The organism is [Mycobacterium] fortunisiensis, assembly GCF_019050325.1.
Taxonomy (GTDB): Bacteria; Actinomycetota; Actinomycetes; order Mycobacteriales; family Mycobacteriaceae; genus Mycobacterium; species Mycobacterium fortunisiensis.
This window is the reverse complement of the sequence record NZ_VOMB01000023.1, coordinates 258,105-276,068: the sequence shown is the minus strand read 5'-3', so window position 1 is coordinate 276,068 and position 17,964 is coordinate 258,105. Positions and strand designations below refer to the sequence as shown.

Annotated in this window: 22 protein-coding genes; 8 read left to right on the top strand and 14 right to left on the bottom strand. The window is 66.1% G+C overall.

Annotated features, from left to right (window positions below; translation table 11 throughout):
- Positions 1-9: 9 nt before the first annotated feature.
- The 3 genes from FR943_RS21670 to FR943_RS21660 all read right to left on the bottom strand — a co-directional run bounded on the left by FR943_RS21670 (position 10) and on the right by FR943_RS21660 (position 1,394).
- Complete coding sequence (locus tag FR943_RS21670) at positions 10-474, bottom strand: hemerythrin domain-containing protein (RefSeq protein ID WP_217160322.1); 465 nt, start codon at positions 472-474, stop codon at positions 10-12.
- On the bottom strand, positions 471-908 hold the full coding sequence (locus FR943_RS21665) for an OsmC family peroxiredoxin (protein WP_217160321.1): 438 nt from the start codon (positions 906-908) through the stop codon (positions 471-473). Before FR943_RS21665 ends, FR943_RS21670 begins: the two co-directional genes overlap by 4 nt.
- A 72-nt stretch (positions 909-980) precedes the next feature.
- Complete coding sequence (locus FR943_RS21660; protein ID WP_217160320.1) at positions 981-1,394, bottom strand: PAS domain-containing protein; 414 nt, start codon at positions 1,392-1,394, stop codon at positions 981-983.
- A 225-nt stretch (positions 1,395-1,619) separates the two neighbouring features.
- Between FR943_RS21660 and FR943_RS21655 the strand changes: the two genes are divergently transcribed.
- Positions 1,620-3,551 (top strand): hypothetical protein, encoded by a 1,932-nt coding sequence (locus tag FR943_RS21655; RefSeq protein WP_217160319.1) that lies wholly within the window; start codon positions 1,620-1,622, stop codon positions 3,549-3,551.
- A 3-nt stretch (positions 3,552-3,554) separates the two neighbouring features.
- On the opposite strand, the gene FR943_RS21650 is transcribed toward FR943_RS21655, so the two are convergent.
- Positions 3,555-4,394 carry a glycoside hydrolase family 16 protein gene (locus FR943_RS21650; RefSeq protein ID WP_217160318.1) on the bottom strand — a complete coding sequence of 280 codons (840 nt, stop codon included), beginning with the start codon at positions 4,392-4,394 and terminating at the stop codon, positions 3,555-3,557.
- Between the two features lie 110 nt (positions 4,395-4,504).
- On the opposite strand from FR943_RS21650, the gene FR943_RS21645 reads away from it, so the two are divergent.
- Together FR943_RS21645 and FR943_RS21640 are read left to right on the top strand one after the other, a co-directional pair.
- Positions 4,505-4,786: a hypothetical protein gene (locus FR943_RS21645; RefSeq protein ID WP_217160317.1), complete on the top strand. Its 282-nt coding sequence runs from the start codon at positions 4,505-4,507 to the stop codon at positions 4,784-4,786.
- A gap of 46 nt (positions 4,787-4,832) precedes the next feature.
- Positions 4,833-5,462: a cutinase family protein gene (locus FR943_RS21640; RefSeq protein WP_217160316.1), complete on the top strand. Its 630-nt coding sequence runs from the start codon at positions 4,833-4,835 to the stop codon at positions 5,460-5,462.
- A gap of 10 nt (positions 5,463-5,472) precedes the next feature.
- On the opposite strand, the gene FR943_RS21635 is transcribed toward FR943_RS21640, so the two are convergent.
- From FR943_RS21635 to FR943_RS21625, 3 genes are all read right to left on the bottom strand, one after another.
- Entirely contained in the window at positions 5,473-5,817 is a 345-nt protein-coding gene (locus tag FR943_RS21635; RefSeq protein WP_217160315.1) for a hypothetical protein, read from the bottom strand.
- A 28-nt stretch (positions 5,818-5,845) separates the two neighbouring features.
- Positions 5,846-7,204 (bottom strand): cytochrome P450, encoded by a 1,359-nt coding sequence (locus FR943_RS21630; RefSeq protein WP_217160314.1) that lies wholly within the window; start codon positions 7,202-7,204, stop codon positions 5,846-5,848.
- Positions 7,205-7,362: 158 nt separating this feature from the next.
- Positions 7,363-7,659: a DUF4193 domain-containing protein gene (locus tag FR943_RS21625; protein ID WP_217160313.1), complete on the bottom strand. Its 297-nt coding sequence runs from the start codon at positions 7,657-7,659 to the stop codon at positions 7,363-7,365.
- Between the two features lie 157 nt (positions 7,660-7,816).
- Between FR943_RS21625 and FR943_RS21620 the strand changes: the two genes are divergently transcribed.
- Together FR943_RS21620 and FR943_RS21615 are read left to right on the top strand one after the other, a co-directional pair.
- Positions 7,817-8,119: a hypothetical protein gene (locus FR943_RS21620; RefSeq protein ID WP_217160312.1), complete on the top strand. Its 303-nt coding sequence runs from the start codon at positions 7,817-7,819 to the stop codon at positions 8,117-8,119.
- A gap of 72 nt (positions 8,120-8,191) precedes the next feature.
- Positions 8,192-9,109: a TauD/TfdA dioxygenase family protein gene (locus FR943_RS21615; protein ID WP_217160311.1), complete on the top strand. Its 918-nt coding sequence runs from the start codon at positions 8,192-8,194 to the stop codon at positions 9,107-9,109.
- A gap of 1 nt (position 9,110) precedes the next feature.
- Here FR943_RS21615 and FR943_RS21610 read toward each other — a convergent pair whose 3' ends face one another.
- From FR943_RS21610 to FR943_RS21590, 5 genes are all read right to left on the bottom strand, one after another.
- Complete coding sequence (locus FR943_RS21610) at positions 9,111-9,440, bottom strand: hypothetical protein (protein ID WP_217160310.1); 330 nt, start codon at positions 9,438-9,440, stop codon at positions 9,111-9,113.
- A 192-nt stretch (positions 9,441-9,632) separates the two neighbouring features.
- Positions 9,633-10,598, bottom strand: coding sequence for a glycine betaine ABC transporter substrate-binding protein (locus tag FR943_RS21605; RefSeq protein ID WP_217160309.1), 966 nt, complete (start codon positions 10,596-10,598; stop codon positions 9,633-9,635).
- On the bottom strand, positions 10,598-11,365 hold the full coding sequence (locus tag FR943_RS21600) for an ABC transporter permease (RefSeq protein ID WP_217160308.1): 768 nt from the start codon (positions 11,363-11,365) through the stop codon (positions 10,598-10,600). Before FR943_RS21600 ends, FR943_RS21605 begins: the two co-directional genes overlap by 1 nt.
- The gene (locus tag FR943_RS21595; RefSeq protein WP_217160307.1) at positions 11,362-12,516 is read right to left on the bottom strand and encodes an ATP-binding cassette domain-containing protein; all 1,155 of its coding nucleotides are present in this window, start codon (positions 12,514-12,516) and stop codon (positions 11,362-11,364) included. Before FR943_RS21595 ends, FR943_RS21600 begins: the two co-directional genes overlap by 4 nt.
- Positions 12,513-13,160 carry an ABC transporter permease gene (locus FR943_RS21590; RefSeq protein WP_217160306.1) on the bottom strand — a complete coding sequence of 216 codons (648 nt, stop codon included), beginning with the start codon at positions 13,158-13,160 and terminating at the stop codon, positions 12,513-12,515. Before FR943_RS21590 ends, FR943_RS21595 begins: the two co-directional genes overlap by 4 nt.
- A gap of 186 nt (positions 13,161-13,346) precedes the next feature.
- Between FR943_RS21590 and FR943_RS21585 the strand changes: the two genes are divergently transcribed.
- Positions 13,347-14,810: an amino acid ABC transporter substrate-binding protein/permease gene (locus FR943_RS21585; RefSeq protein WP_217160305.1), complete on the top strand. Its 1,464-nt coding sequence runs from the start codon at positions 13,347-13,349 to the stop codon at positions 14,808-14,810.
- Entirely contained in the window at positions 14,807-15,580 is a 774-nt protein-coding gene (locus tag FR943_RS21580; protein ID WP_217160304.1) for an amino acid ABC transporter ATP-binding protein, read from the top strand. Before FR943_RS21585 ends, FR943_RS21580 begins: the two co-directional genes overlap by 4 nt.
- A 4-nt stretch (positions 15,581-15,584) precedes the next feature.
- Here FR943_RS21580 and FR943_RS21575 read toward each other — a convergent pair whose 3' ends face one another.
- Entirely contained in the window at positions 15,585-16,187 is a 603-nt protein-coding gene (locus tag FR943_RS21575) for a TetR/AcrR family transcriptional regulator (RefSeq protein WP_217160303.1), read from the bottom strand.
- 100 nt (positions 16,188-16,287) lie between these two features.
- On the opposite strand from FR943_RS21575, the gene FR943_RS21570 reads away from it, so the two are divergent.
- Entirely contained in the window at positions 16,288-17,175 is an 888-nt protein-coding gene (locus FR943_RS21570; protein ID WP_217160302.1) for an alpha/beta fold hydrolase, read from the top strand.
- On the opposite strand, the gene FR943_RS21565 is transcribed toward FR943_RS21570, so the two are convergent.
- Entirely contained in the window at positions 17,148-17,798 is a 651-nt protein-coding gene (locus FR943_RS21565; RefSeq protein ID WP_217160301.1) for a DUF3060 domain-containing protein, read from the bottom strand. The two genes, FR943_RS21570 and FR943_RS21565, sit on opposite strands and share 28 nt — an antisense overlap.
- Positions 17,799-17,964: the final 166 nt, after the last annotated feature.

Genomic DNA, 17,964 nt, shown 5'->3' with positions numbered 1-17,964 from the left:
CAGCGGGTATCAGTCGACCGCCACGCCGCCACACACCCATCCCGCGGGAAGTTCGGCCGTGCTGAGTAGGCCGGCCAGTTCGTCGAGGTCGCCCGGCGGGAGGGCATCTGCCTGCGGGTAGAGAATCCGCTCTTCCTTCATGTTGTGAGAATTAAGCTGTTCCAACAGGTCTCGGCAGAGCTGCCCCGCAGTGCCGGTGTCGCCGGCGGCGGCCGCCTGCTCGATCCGGTCGAGCAACGGCCACATCAGACCGTGCTCACGCACCATCACCATGATCGGGCCGACCAGGCCGGCCGCCCGCAACGGAGGGAAGAGGTACTCCTCTTCGAGATAGATGTGACGGCGCAGCACGGCGATGGCCTCGAGTAACGCCGTCGGGTTCACCGCGCGGGGATCGGCATCGGCGAAATCGATGATCCCCGCATCGATCAGCCGGTGTTCGTGCTCCAGGGTGGGGCTCACGGAGGTGCTCATACCAGTTCGGCTTCCACGCTGATCGTCGCGCCGGCGAACAACCGCGATACCGGGCACAGTGCGGCGGCGTCATCGACGATGCCCTGGAATGTCGCCGCGTCCACCCCGCTGACCTGGGCCTTGACGACCAGTGCCGACGAGACGATGGTGGGCAGCCCGTCGACCTCATCGAGGGTGACGGTGGACCGCACGTCGAGCCGTTGCGGCGTCAGGTGCTTTTCGCCGAGTTTGAGGGCCAGTGCCATCGAAAAGCACGAGGAGTGCGCGGCGGCCGCCAGTTCCTCCGGGCTGGTCTTGCCGCCGGGCGCTTCGGTGCGTGCCGCCCAGGTCACGTCGAGCCCGGTCAAGGCTCCGCTGCCGGAGTTCAACTGACCCGTCCCCGAGGCAAGCGGCCCCTCCCAGACGGTGTTTGTGCTGCGTGCGGCGATGCTCATGACCCACCCTCCGTGTTTTTACAACAATGACTTGTAAAAAACCTACGCCCCGCAGCTGGAGAAGGCCAGGGTCTAGAGCTCGGCGAGCCGGCGCCGCAGTTCACGGGTCTCCTCGAAACGGGCGGTGACATCGCGCAACGTGGCGGCAACGCCGAGCAATTGCCCCTGGGCATCGGCTATCGGATGAATCACGAACTCGACCGAGATCGTCGACCCGTCCGCCCGCGCGGCCGGCACCGCGAGCAGATCTCCATCGCCGTAGCGGCTCTGTCCGGTTTCCATGACCCGGTGCCACCCCTCCCAATGCCGTGCACGCAGGCGCTTCGGAATGATCAGATCCAGCGACTCGCCGACGGCCTGATCGGCGGAAAAGCCAAACAACCTCTCCGCGCCCACATTCCAGAACGTGATCAACCCGTTTCGGTCCGCGGCCATGATCGCGTCCGGGCCTGACAACAGTGCAGTGGCGATCATCGTCTCGTCCATGACACCCAAGGTATTGCATAAAGCAAGAGTTGTGATACGCAATGAGCAAGGCCGATGGGTGCGATGCGACGGCACCGGTGCGCCCACGCTCAACGGATCCCGCACCGCAAACTGCCCGGCAATCCACGACAATCCATGGGCCCACCATCTCGCCGAATACCGCCCGCGACACCGCCGAATCCCGCTAGCGTGCCAAACGTCAATATCGACGCACAGGGGGGCGGAATGACGCGAGTCGCAGCATGGGTGGGTGCCGGGGTCTTCACGGCGGGATTGTCGGCAGCGATGCTCGCGGGGGCGGGCACCGCGCACGCCGACGACGACGGCGCCTCGAAGAAAGACACGAAGTCGGCGGCTACGCACAGCGACACCCGTCAACGGTCTCAGCGCCACAGCGAACGCGCCGCCAAACACCGGCCCACATCCAAGATCTCAAACCACACGGCGGCCACGAAGGTCAAGGCCACCCAACGCACGGCCCAGACCGAAAAGTCGACCCAGACGGAAGAATCGGACCGGTCGGCACCTCAGCGCGCCGATTCCGGTGCGGGGATTGAGGCGAAGGCACGCGCGGTCTTCCGGGATTCCGCCCGCAACGTCGAAACGAAGGCGCGCGACGTCGAGGCGAAAGTGCCTGACGTCGCTCAAGCCGCCCCCGAGCCCACGCCCGCGGCCGCCGCCGCGAAGAACGACGCCGCCGAACCCACAGCCGAGATCGCCGCCGAGAGCCCCGCTGATGTCGTGGTCCGTCCGGTGATAGATGTCCGGGCGGCGGCACGCTCCGCGGTTTCCCCGCTGCGGGAGCACCTGCAGGCCGAGCGCAAGGACGCAGCCGTCGCGCAACGTGACATCACGACGATGCGCACCGCGTCCACCACAGCCACCCCGAACGACCCCGTCGAGGCCATCCACGACGTGCTGCGCAGCCTCGGCGGGCTGGTGCTCAACCCCGAGCCGCAGGATTACCCGGCGCCGTTGTCGGCGTTCGGCGACATTGTCTTCGACACCCTGGCCACGCTCGAACGTGCGGTCGGCGGTGATCCGGTGGTTCCGCCGGAACTGCGCGACGCGGTCGAGGTCAGCACGTCCACGTTGGTCGTCTCCGAGGGACACGAAGTCGAATCCAATTGGTACATCCCCACATCCGATTCCGATGATCCGCCCACCCGGTTGATCTATCTGCAGCACGGCTTCCTGGCCAACGGTCCGCTCTACAGCTACACCGCGTCCTACCTGGCCACGCAGACCAACAGCATCGTCGTCACCACCACCTACACGTCGAATCCGTTTGAGGCCGACGGAATGTGGCTGGGCGGCGACAACCTGCACGCCGCGGTGGCCGAGTTGTTCCTCGACCCCGACCGCAAGGCCCTGAACACCAGCTTGGACACCGCCGAGCTGAAGGCCGGCCGCACCACCGATCTCGACGTGCCCATGCAGTTCGTGCTCGTCGGGCACTCGCTGGGCGGCGGCTTCGCCCCAGGGGTCGCCGGATACTACGCCGAGGGCCTGAGCCGGCGGCGCCAAGCAGGATTCGACGCGCCCAACGACCTTGCCGGCGTGGTGGCCTACGACGCGGTGCCGATGGGCTCGATCGTCCCGGATGCCATGGCTCGATTGGACGAGCTGGAGGCCAGCGGCGATCCGAACGATTACATCCCGATCTACGAGATCGGCGCCCCGTTGAACTACCTCAACGTGTTCAGCGACGTCAACGACCAGCTGACGGAGGCCCGCCCGGGCCAGTTCACCGGCGTGGTGCTTCAAGACGGCGTGCACATGGACCCGATGCAGGGCGCCAACCCGCTGATCCAGGTCGCCGCCTACGTCATCGCCGGGTTCCCGCAGCCGCAGAACCCGTTGGCCGTGCGGGAGTTGTCGGCGGGGTGGATCAACGACATGTTCGACGAGCGGATCGACCCCGAAACCGGGGCCTGCGCGTCAGACTGCGCAGGATATTACGGCGAAGACTCGTTCACGATCAGCACCCCGGAGGGCGAGGCCGTGGCGGTGCCGATCGGCACGCCGGAGGCCACTCATCTGGCCTCACTGCACAACATCAGCCTGACCGATTTCATCTCCGCGATCCCGGCCGGGGTGCTCAACGGCCTGGAGACCACCTGCGACCTGTTCTCCGGGGGCAGTTGCGCGGTGTAGCGCCTACCAGACGCGCACCCAGTCCACGAGCATGTCGGCCGGGTAGGTGCCCCCGCTGGGATCCTCGCCACCGGACCCCGCGACCGCCAGGTTCAACACCACGAACATGGTGTAGCCCGGCTGGCTGAACGGCCAATCCGGCAACTGACTCGCGGTGACCTCGAAGTAGGGCTTGGCACCCTCGGTGTAGTCCTGCCAGAACTGCACCTTGTCGGTGTCCCAGTGGGTGCGCCACGTGTGCCAGGCGTTGTCCACCGCGACGTTGTGGGTCTCCCATTCGCCGCCGTTGGACTTGGCGTGCACGGTAGTCGCCGACGGCCATTTGCCGTTGCCGTACCACTCGATGATGTCGAGTTCGCCCTCACCCTGGTTGCCCAGCCAGAACGCCGGCCAGGCCCCCGGCGTCAGGCAGTTGAACTTGATCCGCGCCTCCCAGGTGTGGCCGGCGCCGCCCTCCCACACACTGGCCAGCTTGGCGCTGTAGTACGTGTCGCCGTCCTTGGCTGCGCGGATGACGAGATTGGACTTGCCGTCGAGGTAGACGTTCTTGCGGTCGTTGCGGTACTGCCCGATGCGGCCGGGCTCTTCCCAGTAGGTGGGGTCCTTGATGACTTCGCGCGCCTTGGCGATGGTCCACTTCGACGCGTTCGGCGCCGAACCCGCGGGCCCGTCGAACTCGTCGGTGAACACATAGTTCACGGCGGCCTGTGGGGCAGACGGTGCCGGTACGCGGGGGCTCTGGGGCTTGGCCGGGACCGCGCCGGCTTGCGGCGCCGGAATTGCGGCGGCGAGCGCCCCGAGACCCGACAACATCATCATCTTGCGACGATCCAAGTTGGCCATAGCCGACCACCTTAGCTTTTCCGAGGTGCCACAGGCGGTAGGTCCAGTTGACAGCATTTCCATAACGAACGCTTCGAGACTCCTCAGCCGCGGTCAGGACAGTGGAAGACATGACCACGCCCAACCCATCGACGCGCCGGGTGCAATGGTGGCGAAGTGCGCTGACGGCCCGGCTCGCACTCGCCGGAGCCTTTGTCGCCCTCCTGCTCGGCGCCGTTGACCTCGGGGCCAATGGCGTGGGCGCGGGCTGGTCGGGCGCAGCGGCATCGTTCGCAGGTTTTCTGACGGCCATCACCGTGATCGCCGCCGTGGCCACGAGCTGGGAACACCTGGTGGTGAACGCCCGCAGCGCCGGTCTGGTGGCTGCCGACGACCCGAGCGTGACGCGCTGAGAAGTTGGCCGCGCCGCTGGATGGGGAAGTCCTACCATCGGTCGGTATGACCACCAAGCCCGCCATGCTCTTGGTTCTTGCCGCTCTGGCCGCTGCCGTACCGATGGTTACCGCCGCACCGGCGGCCGCCGCGCCGTGTCCCGATGTCGAGGTGGTGTTCGCCCGCGGCACCAACGAGCCGCCCGGCCTGGGCAGTGTCGGCGGCCCGTTCGTCGACGATCTGCGGGCGCGGGTGGCGCCGCGCACGGTCGACGCAGCGGCCGTCGACTATCCGGCCACCAACGACTTCAACACCAGCACCCCGGCCGGCACCGACGCGGCCCGGTCGCTCATCGAGTCCATCGCGGCCGGCTGCCCGGACACCGAGATGGTGCTCGGTGGCTATTCACAGGGCGCGGCGGTCATCGAGCTGGCCACCAACGAGGCGTCGCCGCAGACCGCCCAGCATGTGGCGGCCAGCGCCCTGTTCGGCGCGCCGCGCACCGGGTTCTCCGGCTTGCTCGCCGGGAGGTCACTGCCGACGCTGGCGCCGGCGTACGCCGCCGACTCCATCGACCAGTGCAACCAGGGCGATCCGATCTGCTGGGAAGGCGGCTGGGACATGGGCGCCCACGTGTCCTACGTGCAGTCCGGAAAGGTTGCGCAGGCAGCCGATTTCGTCGCCGGCCGACTCTGAGGTCCGCGGATCAGAAGTCCGGGGTGCTGACGTCCTGAAGTTGCTGCTCAGGGCCGGTGGGTGCGAGCGGGGCCAGCGGTGGCCGCTGCAGCGGCCCGGCTGGGGGCTGCGCCGAACCGCACTCGGAGCCGCTCACCCCGGGCGGACACAGGCTGGCGCCGCTCGGTGAATTGGGCACCAGATACGGGACGCAACTTCCGGTGTAGGTGTCGCTGTCCTCACCCGACGGACAGGTCGCGAGCGTGGCGCCGGGCGCCGGCCAACCCGAAACGGCCCCCGAAACCATCGTCGCCGCAACCGCGGCCGCACAGCAGGCCGTGACGATCAGACGTCCAGTCTTGCGCAGCGTTGCCATCTCCTACCCGCTTTCCTCCGTCGTACGGTCAATCGATGACGGCCGTGGCCCGGTGGACCGTGATCGGAGCGGCCAACTGCTGGTCATCGCAGATCCGTTGCAGCTTCTTCAAGGTATCCCCGAACCCCGGACCGGTGCGGCGACCGGGCGTGAATGTCGCCGGCAGATGCTGCATGCCCTGGATCACCCCGATGGTTTGGTAGTGCACGGCACCGGCCGGATCGCAGTGGTAATCCGGTATCCGATCGAGCACCGCGGTCAGCATCGACTTGAACACCATCCGTGCCACATTCGATCCGATGCAACGGTGTACCCCGAGGCCAAAGCTGAAGTGACGGTTGCCGGTTCGGTCCAGCCTCAGTTCGTTGGGGTTGTCGAAGACGCGGGGATCGCGGTTGGCCATCGCCCAGGACAACCACAGCCGCTCACCCTCTTTGAGCGGTATGCCGTCCACCTCGATGTCCTCGGCCACGGTCCGGCCGTCGCCGGGCGCCGGGGTGAAGAAACGCAGGAATTCCTCGGTGGCCGAGTCGAGCAGGGTGTCGCGGTCGCGGCTCAACCGCTCTCGCTGATCGGGATGCTGGGACAGCCATTCCAGGGCATGGGCGGTCAACGCGGTCGTGGTGTCGAAGCCGCCACCGATCAGCAGCATGAGCATGCCCAGGATCTCCGAATCCGGTGCGGGCTGCCCGTCGATGCGCATCCGCACCATGGCGTCGATCAGCCCTGGTCGCGGCTGCTCGCGGATCACTGCGACATGCCCCATCATGTGCACGGCCGAGGCCACCGACAGATCGAAAACCCGTTTGGCGTCGGGGGAGTCCGCGGGCGTGTATACCGACGCGTGCGCGGGTTCGCAGTAGATCTCCCACTCGTCGAGCGGCACCCCCAGTAGTCCCAGCGTGAGTACGGCCGGGACGATGTTCGCCAGATCATCGACGAAATCGATGCTGCCGCCTTCGATCTTCTCGTCCAGGCAGGCCCTGACCAGCTCATCGATCACCGGCTTCCACCGCGCCACCGCCGCCGGCGACAGGTAGCCGTTCAGCGGGGTCCGGTAGGCGCGATGCTCGGGATCGTCCATCTCCAGCATGCCGCCGCGGAACTGGGCGCTGACCTCGGCGCGCGGGATATTGATGCCCCGGTAGCCTTTTCGGTCACCGACCACATCGTTGTCATTCGAGATGTGTGGGCAACGGGCCAGTTCGAAGACCTCGTTGCTGCCGGCGGCCACCCAGTGGCCGCCATAGGTGTCAGTCCACGCCAGCGGACAGGAGCCCAGCATCTCCGACGCTATGGGCTCGAACTGATCGCGATATTGCGGGGTGTGCCGGTCGAAGTGGTATCGGTGCTTGTCGAATCGAGCCTCGTGCCTGGTTTTGGCCATCGCACCCTCGGGCATCTGCACCCCCAACGTCGTGTCGGTCTGCAGATTCGAGAATAGAAATTGTGCGCCGCCACGGGTGCGATTCGCGTGGATCGGCGGTCAAACCGTGACCGGTGGCAGCCGCGAGCCACCGGTCCCGCTGCGGCACTGGCCGAGTGCTACACGCACTCGACGCAGAGCTGCTGATCGCCCTTCTGCAGCGCCAGCCGGTTGCGGTGCTGCACCAGGAAGCAGCTCGAGCAGGTGAACTCGTCGGCCTGCTTGGGCACGACCCGCACGCTCAGCTCCTCACCGGAGAGGTCGGCGTCGGGCAGGTCGAACGAATCGACCACCTCGTCCTCGTCGATGACCGCGGTGTTGGCCGCTGCCCTCCGCTGTGTGGCCAGCTCTTCCAGCGACTCGTCGCCTACCTCGTCCGTCTCCTTGACGCGCGGAGCGTCGTAATCGGTAGCCATAGATGATCCCTCCTCTATCAAGACCAATGCTTGGCCAACGCCGCAGCGGGAATTCTTGTTCCCCGGGCGAACGGCCTGTAAACGTCGGATGCACGTTAGCGTCTGGAGGCGCGATGGTCTTCATCGGAAGACGTGATTCTGGGTACAGTCTTCTCCCGTGCATGACGATGTCAGGGACCCGGACGCCGAACTGTTCGACGAAGCTGAGCTCGAGGACTACGACTCCGAGCTGGAGGACCTGGACTCCAATGGTCAGGTGATCTCGATCCGCCGCGCCGACGGTGAGGAGGTCCTGACCATCGTCGCCCAGGACGACGAGTGGAATGTCGACCTGCAGCCCGGTGGCGCCGTGCAGAGCGCCTTCCTGGGCTCGCGGCGCGACACCCCGGTGTGGATCAATGCCCTCGACGGGCAGATCGAGCGCGACGAGGATGGCACCTACGTCATCCGGATCGACTGACCCGTACCCGCCTTTGCGCTCGCGCTGAGTGCAAAGGTGGTGCTCAGGCACCGAATCGCCGACGGTGGCGGGGTGTCCACTCTGCGTGTAGTGAAGCTCGGTGCCCACATCGGGGCCCGAATCGATGGAATCGACGTCAGCGGCAGCCTCGACGCGGCCACAGTCTCCGCGATCAACGATGCCCTGCTCGAACACAAGGTCATCTTCTTCCGCGGGCAGCACCACCTCGACGACGGCCAGTTGGCGTTCGCGAGCCTGCTGGGGACGCCGACGGGCGCGCATCCGACCGTCACCTCGCGCGGCGATCGCATCCTGCCGATCGACTCCCGGTATGACAAGGCCAATAGTTGGCACACCGATGTGACGTTCGTCGACCGCATCCCCAAGGCATCGCTGCTGCGGGCAGTCACCCTGCCCAGCTACGGTGGCACCACCACCTGGGCGTCGACCGAGGTGGCCTACGACAACCTGCCCGAGTCGCTGCGTGCGCTGACCGAGAACCTCTGGGCGGTGCACACCAACCAGTACGACTACGCGACCGATTACGACGGGCGTCACGACGATCTGGCCGACGGCCAACGGCAATACCGCGAAGAGTTCGTGTCCGAGTACTACGAGACCGAACACCCGGTGGTGCGGGTCCATCCCGAGACCGGCAAGCGGGTGTTGCTCCTCGGTCACTTCATCAAACAGTTCGTCGGGCTCGGTGTCGCCGAGTCGGCCGCCCTGTTCCAGCTGCTGCAGAACCGGGTCATCAAGCTGGAAAACACCATTCGGTGGAACTGGGAGCCGGGTGACCTGGCGATCTGGGACAACCGGGCCACACAGCACTACGCGGTGTCCGACTACGACGACCAGTTCCGCCGGCTGAGCCGGATCACGCTGGCCGGCGATGTACCGGTGGACGTGTACGGCCGGCGCAGCCGGTCGATCGCCGGTGACGCCTCGCTCTACTCCGACGTGGTGGCCCCGGTCGCGTTGGCCGGCTGATTCAGAGCCGGTCCATCTCCCGGGCCATCAAGCTGTCTTCGAGGTAGCTCAGCCGGGACGGATAGTGTGGGCGGACCGAGCGCCGCTCGGTGCGGGTACGCCACTGTGCCGCAACAGCTGTCATCGCTCCGGTGACCAGGGTGACGACGTTTCGGCGGGCGGGCGGGCGCACCACGGCGGCGGTGCCGAACCGCACCTCGTTCTCGGTGATGAGGACCGGTGCGTGGCCGTCGCAGCGGGCGGTCTGTTGACGGGTTTCCAGTTTGGCGGCGGCGGGCACCGAACTTGCCCCCAAAGTTGCGCCGGAAGTCGGGCCCGAAGTCTTTGTCATTTTGATCATTTCGAACTTCCTCTGGTCGAGGCTCCGCGACCGCTGGTGCCTCTTGAGGGAAAGTTACGGCGACTGCCACTCGAGTTCACGAGTAGTGCACTACCTCTTTATCGGGCTACCCGCCTCTGGGCGGTTGATGCAGGTAGATGTTCGTCCTGGTGGATGCGGCAAACAATGATCGGTGTGCTGGGATCACCGTGCAGTGATGAAACCCCGATCCACCATCCAATCGCGGGCCACCACGCTGGGATCGCGGCCCTCGACGTCGACCTGCTTGTTGAGCTCGATGATGACGTCGTTGGTGAGCGCGGCGGTGACCGGCGCGGTCACCTCGGCGATCTCCGGATGGGCGTCGAAGAACTCCTGCTTCATGGTGACCGACGGGTTGTAGTGCGCAAAGAACTGTTTGTCGTCGGTGAGCACCACGAGGTCGAGCGCCGAGATCCGGCCGTCGGTGGTGAACACCTCGCCGAAATCGCACTGCGTGCCGTCCGCGGTGGCCTGATAGATGATGCCGACCTGCAGGATGGGGGTCTGGGCCCGAGCCGGGTCGAAGCCATAGGCGGCCGCCATGCCGGGGTAACCGTCCTGGCGGGCCCGGAACTCGGTGTCCACGCACGTCCGTGCCGCCGCCGGATTCGTCTTGACCAACTCGGCGTACTGCGAGAGTGTGCGCACCCCGGTGGCTTCCACCACCGGCCTGCTCGCCGCCAGTGCATAGGTGTCATCCATCGGCGCCGGGTCCAGCCACACCATGCCGTTGCGGGCCAGGTCCTCGTCCCGCACCGCCTCGAACTGGGCACGACTGTCCGGGATCGGTTTCTCATGTCCCAGGTAGTTGATCCAGGCGTTCCCGGTGAACTCATAGGCCACGTCGACCTGCCCGGAAAGTTGTGCCCCCCTTGTGCTTCGGGAACCGACGATACCGCTCAGATCGCGCACATCGGCGCCGGCCGCAGCCAGGGTGAACTCCAGGATGTAGCCGAGGATGACCTGTTCGGTGTACTCCTTGGAGCCGACGGTGATCTTCACGCCCTCCAGGGCCGGGTGCGGTGTGATCGATCCCGGGCCCACCTGCAGCGGCACCGTCCCACCGGACCCGAGACCGCAACCGGCCAGGACGAGGGCACACAGCACCGCGGCCACCGGACGTCGCATCACCGAAGCCCCTTGGGGTTCAAGGAAAATTCGGCCAGACCGCCGAGCCAGTCCACCAGGAGCGCCAGGCACACGGCCAGCACGCTGCCGAGGATCAGCGTCACGTTGTCCTGCAACTTGTAACCGGTGTCGATCAGGATGCCCAGTCCGCCGGCGTTGACCAGGAACGACAACGTCGCGGTGCCGACCGCGAGCACCAGCGACGTGCGCAACCCGGCGAGGATGAACGGGACGGCGAGCGGCAGCTCGACGCGCAGCAGCAGCGCGCGCCGTGACATGCCCAATCCGTGGCCGGCGTCGATCAGTGACTTGTCCACCTGGTCGAGCCCGAGGATCGTGCTGGCCAATACCGGCAGCAGCGAATACAGCGCGATCGGCAGCACGCCGATCCAGAATCCGGTCCGGGCCGTCCACAGGAACAACAGCACCAGCAAGCCGATCGCTGGTGCGGCCTGCCCGATGTTGGCGATCCCGACGATCAACGGCCGCAAGAGTTTCACCCCGGGCCGGGTGACCAGCACGCCGAGCGGAACACCGACCGCCAGCACGATGACGGTCACCGCGAAGGTGATCAGCAGGTGCTGCCAAATCAACGTCATGACGTTTCCGGCGTTGATGTTCTCGTTCTGCGTTGCGGTCAGATCCCGGTTGAACGCCCAGAACACCACGGCCGCACCGACGATGAGTACGAGGACGGGCTGGACCAGCAGCCGCAGCCGCTCGGCGGCGGTGATGCCGGTTGTGGATTGCTCGACGGTGGTGGTCACGGTTGTCCGGCCGCGTGTTTCGCTTCGGCCCGTAATCGGGTGATCGTCTCGATCAGGGTGTCGAGGGTGACCACACCCGCGTACCGGTTGCCCGCGCCGGTGACGACCGCGGAAGCATGTTGTTCGGCGAGAATGGCTTCCAGCGCGTCTTCGAGGGTGGACTGGGTGCTGACCACATCGAGCGGTTCGGCCACCTCACTCAGGGAATTCGCGTGGGCCAGCCTCTTCTCGCGCACCCAGCTGACCGGCCGGCTCCGCTCGTCGAGCACGACGGCCCAGTCGAACTCACTGGCCGCCAACTGCTCCCGTGCCCGATCCAGACTGTCGCCGGTGCGCACTGTCACGTGCTCATGCAGCGGGACGTCCTTGACGCGTTGCAGGCCGAGCTGACGCAGCGAGGCCCCCGACCCCACGAAACCGGCGACCGTGTCGTCGGCGGGGTTGGCCAGAATGGTTTGGGGCGTGTCGTATTGGAGTACCTTCGAGCGCTGCCCGAGCACGGCGATGCGGTCACCGAGCTTGACGGCCTCACCGAAATCATGGGTGACGAACACGATGGTCTTGCGCAGTTCAGTCTGCAGCCGCAGCAGCTCGTCCTGCAGGGTGCTGCGGGTGATGGGGTCGACAGCGCCGAACGGTTCGTCCATCAGAAGTGCCGGCGGATCGGCGGCCAGCGCCCGGGCCACCCCCACCCGCTGCTGCTGACCGCCGGACAACTGGCGCGGATAGCGCTCGGCGTACTGGGCCGGTTCCAGCCCCACCAGGTCAAGCAACTCATCGACACGATCGGCGATACGTGTGCGGTCCCAGCCGAGAAGCCCGGGCACCAGACCGACGTTCTGCCGGATCGTCATGTGCGGGAACAGTCCGGCCTGCTGGATCGAGTAGCCGATGGATCGCCGTAACTCGGTGGGCTTGATCGACAGCGCGTCCTTGTCACCGATCATGATGCGGCCCGAGGTGGGTTCGCTGAGCCGGTTGATCATCCGCATCGTCGTGGTCTTGCCGCAGCCGGACGGACCGACGAACACCACCACCTCGCCGGCCGGGATATCCAGCGAAACATCTTCGACCGCAGGCTGTTTGGCGCCGAGATACACCTTGGACACGTGATCGAGCACGATGCGTGCCCCGGTCACTGCGGTTGTCATCGAATACCTTTCGATGTGGTGAGCCGTCCGATCAGCACCAGCACGGCGTCGAGAACCAGCGCGAGAACGACGATGAGCAGGGTGCCGGTGAGGGCCATGGGCAGCGCGGTGGGGCTGCCCACCCGCGCCAGCCCGGTGAAGATCAGGTTGCCCAGCCCCGGGCCTTTGACGTAAGCGGCGATCGCCAGTACACCCATCGACATCTGGGTGCTGATCCGCACGGCTGACAGGATCGAGGGCCAGACCAGCCGCAGCTCGACGCGACCGAGTGTGCTCAGCCGCCCCATGCCGATGCCGCGCGCGGCATCGATCAATGCCGGATCGATTGAATTGAGCCCGACGATGGTGTTGCGAATGATCGGTAGCAGCGAATACAGCACCAGCGCGGCGATGCTGGTGGCCACACCGAGACCGAACAGCGGGATCAGCAGACCGAGCAGGGCGAAGGCCGGAACGGTCAGGATCACGCTCGAGGTCGTCGTCGCCAGATTGGACGCCAGCGTGCTCCGGTAGGTGAGTACACCGACCGCGACCCCGATGACGGTGGCGACCAACACGCTCTGCACCACGGCGCTGACGTGCTGATACGAGTCGAAGATCAATTGCGAGTGGTGGGTGGTGAGGTAGTCCCACAACGCTGTCATGGTGGCCGAGCCCTCATGGCCGCCCCTCCCGATCGCTGTCGTGGACCAATTGTGCTGGTACCCCGACCTTATTGAAACAAAACTGGCGGGTTTGCGCCGGATTGCGTTCTCGATGAGCCGAACACTGGTGCTCGGGGAGGGATACGGTGGTGCAGCCCGCACCACCGTCACGAGGGGAGCAGCAGTATGCGAGTCGGTTGGTCACAGCGCGTCTCACGATCACCTGTACGGCTGCTCGCCGCGGCGCTCGCGGTCCTGATCGGGTTCGCGGCATTCGCGATGCTGAGCCCGCCCCGTGCCGCGGCCGAAGGGGAGAATTACGTCGTCGCCACCGACATCACCTTCGCACCGTTCGAATTCCAGGATGCGGAAGGCAAATTCGTCGGAATCGACATCGACCTCCTCAACGAGATCGCGGCCAACCAGAACTTCACCGTCACCATCAAGCCGCTGGGCTTCGACGCGGCGCTGCAGGCCGTTCAGGCCAACCAGGCCGACGGGGTGATCGCCGGCATGTCGATCACCGATGACCGCAAGAAGGTCTTCGACTTCTCCGACCCGTACTTCGAGTCCGGCGTGCAGATGGCGGTGTTGGCCACCAACGAGGACATCAAGTCCTATGCCGATCTCAAGGGCAAGCGGGTCGCGGTCAAGAACGGCACCGAGGGCGCTGAGTTCGCGCAGTCGATCCAGGACAAGTACGGCTTTCAGATCGTGTCGTTCGCGGATTCCGCGTCGATGTTCGAGGAAGTCAAGACCGGCAACTCCGTGGCGATCTTCGAGGATTACCCGGTGCTGAACTACGGCATTCAGCAAGGCAACGGCTTCAAGACCGTGACACAGAAGGAGAAGGGGTCCAGCTACGGCTTCGCGGTCAACAAGGGCCGTAATGCCGAGCTGCTGGCGAAGTTCAACGCCGGGCTCAAGGAACTCAAGGAGTCCGGCCGCTACGACGAGATCATCGAGACGTACCTCGGCGAGGGGGCCTCGGAGGCCGACAACTCGTTCTTTGGGCTGCTCAAGAGCACGTTCCCGTTCTTGATGGCCGGCCTGAAGATGACCCTGATCCTGACCGTCGTGTCGATCGCCATCGCGCTGCTGCTGGGCATCGTCTTCGGGCTGCTGCGGGTGTCGCGCTCGATCATCCTGCGGGCCATCGGCACCACGTACGTCGACATCTTCCGCGGCACCCCACTGCTGGTGCAGGCGTTCTTCATCTACTTCGGCATCCCGACCGCCCTGGGGTTCCAGATGACCGCGCTCACCGCAGGCATCATCACGCTGTCGCTCAACGCCGGGGCGTACATGACCGAGATCGTCCGTGGCGGAATCCAATCCGTGGACAAGGGGCAGATGGAGGCGGCCCGCAGCCTGGGTATCGGCTACCTGCCGACGATGCGCAAAGTCATTCTGCCCCAGGCGATCCGCACGATGATCCCGTCGTATGTCAACCAGTTCGTCATCACCCTCAAGGACACCTCGATCCTGTCGGTGATAGGGATCGCCGAGCTGACCCAGACCGGACGGTTGATCATCGCCCGCAACTACCAGTCGTTCACGATGTGGCTGATCATCGGCATCGTGTACTTCGTCGTCATCATGGCGCTCACCAAACTCTCTGATCGACTTGAGAAGAGGATCTCCCAATGACCCAGCTGGTACCGGAAGCCGCAGCCGCCGAGCCCGAGGGCACCGTCAAGATCCGCATCGAGGGCCTGAAGAAGTCGTTCGGGGATCTGGTGGTCCTCGACGGAATCGACACCACGGTGAGCAAGGGCGAGGTGGTCTGTGTCATCGGCCCGTCGGGATCGGGCAAATCCACGTTCCTGCGGTGTCTCAACAAGCTCGAGGACATCACCGCGGGCAAGGTCACCGTAGACGGGTTCGACCTCACCGACCGAAAGGTGGACCTGGACAAGGTCCGTCAGCACATCGGCATGGTGTTTCAGCACTTCAACCTGTTCCCGCACATGAGCGTGATCGACAATGTGACCCTGGCGCCGCTGGTGACCAAGAAGATGGACAAGGCGGCTGCCGAGGCACGGGCCATGGAACTGCTCGACCAGGTGGGGCTGGCGGAAAAGGCACACGTCAAACCGGCCACCCTGTCCGGCGGTCAGAAGCAGCGGGTCGCGATCGCCCGGGCCCTGGCGATGAACCCGTCGATCATGCTGTTCGACGAGGCGACCAGCGCGCTGGATCCGGAAATGGTGGGCGACGTGCTGCAGGTGTTGCGGGACCTGGCCCAGGGCGGCATGACGATGGTGGTGGTCACCCACGAGATGGGTTTCGCCCGCGAGGTGGCCTCCCGGGTGATCTTCATGGCCGACGGGAACATCGTCGAGGACGACACGCCGGCCGAGGTCTTCGACAACCCCAAACATCCTCGGCTGCAGGAGTTCCTGTCGAAGGTGTTGTAGCGCGCTACTGTCCGAAGAGCCCGTCGACCAGGGCCCGGGCCGCCACGCCGGCCTCGCCGCGGGCGGCGTCCGGATCGTCGGCGGTCGCGATGAGCAGGGCCGCCTCGTCCAGCGCCCCGATGATCATCGACGCCAGCGTGTCCACCGGGAGGTCCGGCAGTTCACCGGTCTCGATTGCGGTGCGGAGGCCGTCGCGCAGCGCGCCGAGGTAATTGCGATTGTCGATCTCTCGCATCTGGGTGAATCCGAGTGCGGCCGGGGCCTCCAACACGCTCACCCGGGCGACGGTGGGATCGAGGCAGCCGTCGAGGAACTCTTCGATGCCGGCTTCGAGTTGGCCTCGGACGGTGGTGTGGGCCAGTGCCGCCGGGATCACCCGTTGGGCCAGTTGGCCTTCGACGTCTTCGTAGACCGCGCGGAACACCGCCTCCTTGTTGGGGAAGTGGTAGTAGAGCGCATTGCGGGTGACGGCTGCGACGCGGGCGATGTCGCCCGTGGAGACGCCGGCATAGCCGCGCTCGACGAACAATCCGCGTGCCGCGGCCACCAGCGCGGAGCGGGTGCCTTCACTGCGCTGTTCCCGGCCGTCGCGCGGTGCGTCGCTCATCAAAGAATTTTAACAAGCTGTATGTATTGATGTCCGGCGAAACCTGTGTTTCCATACAGTCTGTATTGATTTTACCGACGCGCCCGGAGGGACGGTCGACATGGACACGCTGAGCTCCCGACGACTCATTCACCTGCCCTGCGGTCCGGTCGGGGTCCGCGAACACGGCAGCGGCCGGCCCGTCGTGCTGCTCCACGGCCTGGTGGCCAACGGATTGGTGTGGCGCCACGTGGTCGACGGCCTGGGGTCTGGGTTTCGTTGTATCGCACCGGATCTGGCCCTCGGATCGCATACCCCGGCAGTGCCGGACGCCGATGTCACCCTGCCCGGTCTGGCCGGCACCGTCATCGATCTGCTCGACGCGCTCGGCATCGAGCGGGCCGTGCTGGTGGGCAACGGGTATGGCGGCGACATCGCCCAGGTCGCCGCTGCGCGCCATCCGGAGCGGGTCGAGGCCCTGGTGCTCGTCGCGACCAATGCGTTCGACTCCGATCCGTGGCCGGTCAAGGTGCTGTCCCGGCTCGTCTCACTGCCCGCGGCGGGGCTGGTGCAGTCGAAGGCCATCGCGTTGAAACCCGTGCAGCGACTGCGGATCACCTACGGTGGTGCGACCAAGCGCCCGATCCCGGCCGACATCATGGCCGAGTACCTGCGTCCGCTGCGCAGTGATCCGCTGGTGCGCAAGGACTTTCGCCGCTTCCTCGAGGCGCTGTCCCCGACGTACCTGGCGAAGTACTCGCCCATGCTGGCCGATTACCACCGGCCCGCCCTGGTGGTCTGGCCGCGCGACGAGCGGTACTTCCCCGCCGAAGGCGCCGCCCGGCTGGCCCGCACGCTGCCGCACGCCACCCTGGAATTCGTCGACGACTCCTACGCCTGGGTGCCCGAAGACAACCCGGGCCCACTCGTGAGGCTGCTGGGCGAATTCCTCGGCCGGCTCGAGCCCGCTTCCGGGTCCGATCAGCCCTGCTCGACGACGTTGGACTGACCCGAGTTGCTCACCTCGGGTTGGCCACTGCGGAAGGTCACCCGATTCTCGAATCCTGACACCCCGATGGTGTCGGCGGCCTCGACGGCGACGGTGTTCTCGACACCGGACACCGTCACCGCGAGGCAATGACCGGTGATCTCCAACCGGTTCTCGATACCGCTGACGATCACGTTGTTGCCCTGGCACTCGATGGTCCGCGTCTCCTTGATGCCTGAGACGATCAGGGTCTGGCCCGGTGGAACCTTTGTCGGGGCAGCCGCTTCGGGCACCAGGTTGGGGCTGACGGTGGAGGGTCGGATGGTGGTCGACTCACTGTCGGAAAATGCGTCGGTGGGATCGGATCCGGACGTGCTGAAGAAGACGAATGCTGCGGCGCCGCCGGCGATCAGGATCATCGCCACCGCGCCGAAGAGAGCCAGGAACACCCCGCTCGAGCTGCGCCGCGGCGGTCCCGGATACGGCGGGGAGGTTTCGTAGCCGGGCCACGGAGCCGGAGGCCCCGGAGGCGGCGGCGGGAAACTGCCCGAGCCGCCGACGCCGAGTTCCGATGCGCGGGCGGCGTCGGCCAGCGGGCGCTCCAGTTCCCGGATGCGGGCCTCGGGGTCGTCCTTCGGATCCATGCCGAGATGCTTGCACACCGGAGCGTCGACCGGTGCGGGAAAGTCGGCGGCCAGCGCGGAGAGGCTTTGCTGGATCGGCTCTCCGCCACATCGCCCGCGCGGGTGTGCGCAGGTCCGGCATCGGCCAGCAAAGTTCCTGATTTGTAACCGGTCTGAGTGGCGGCGG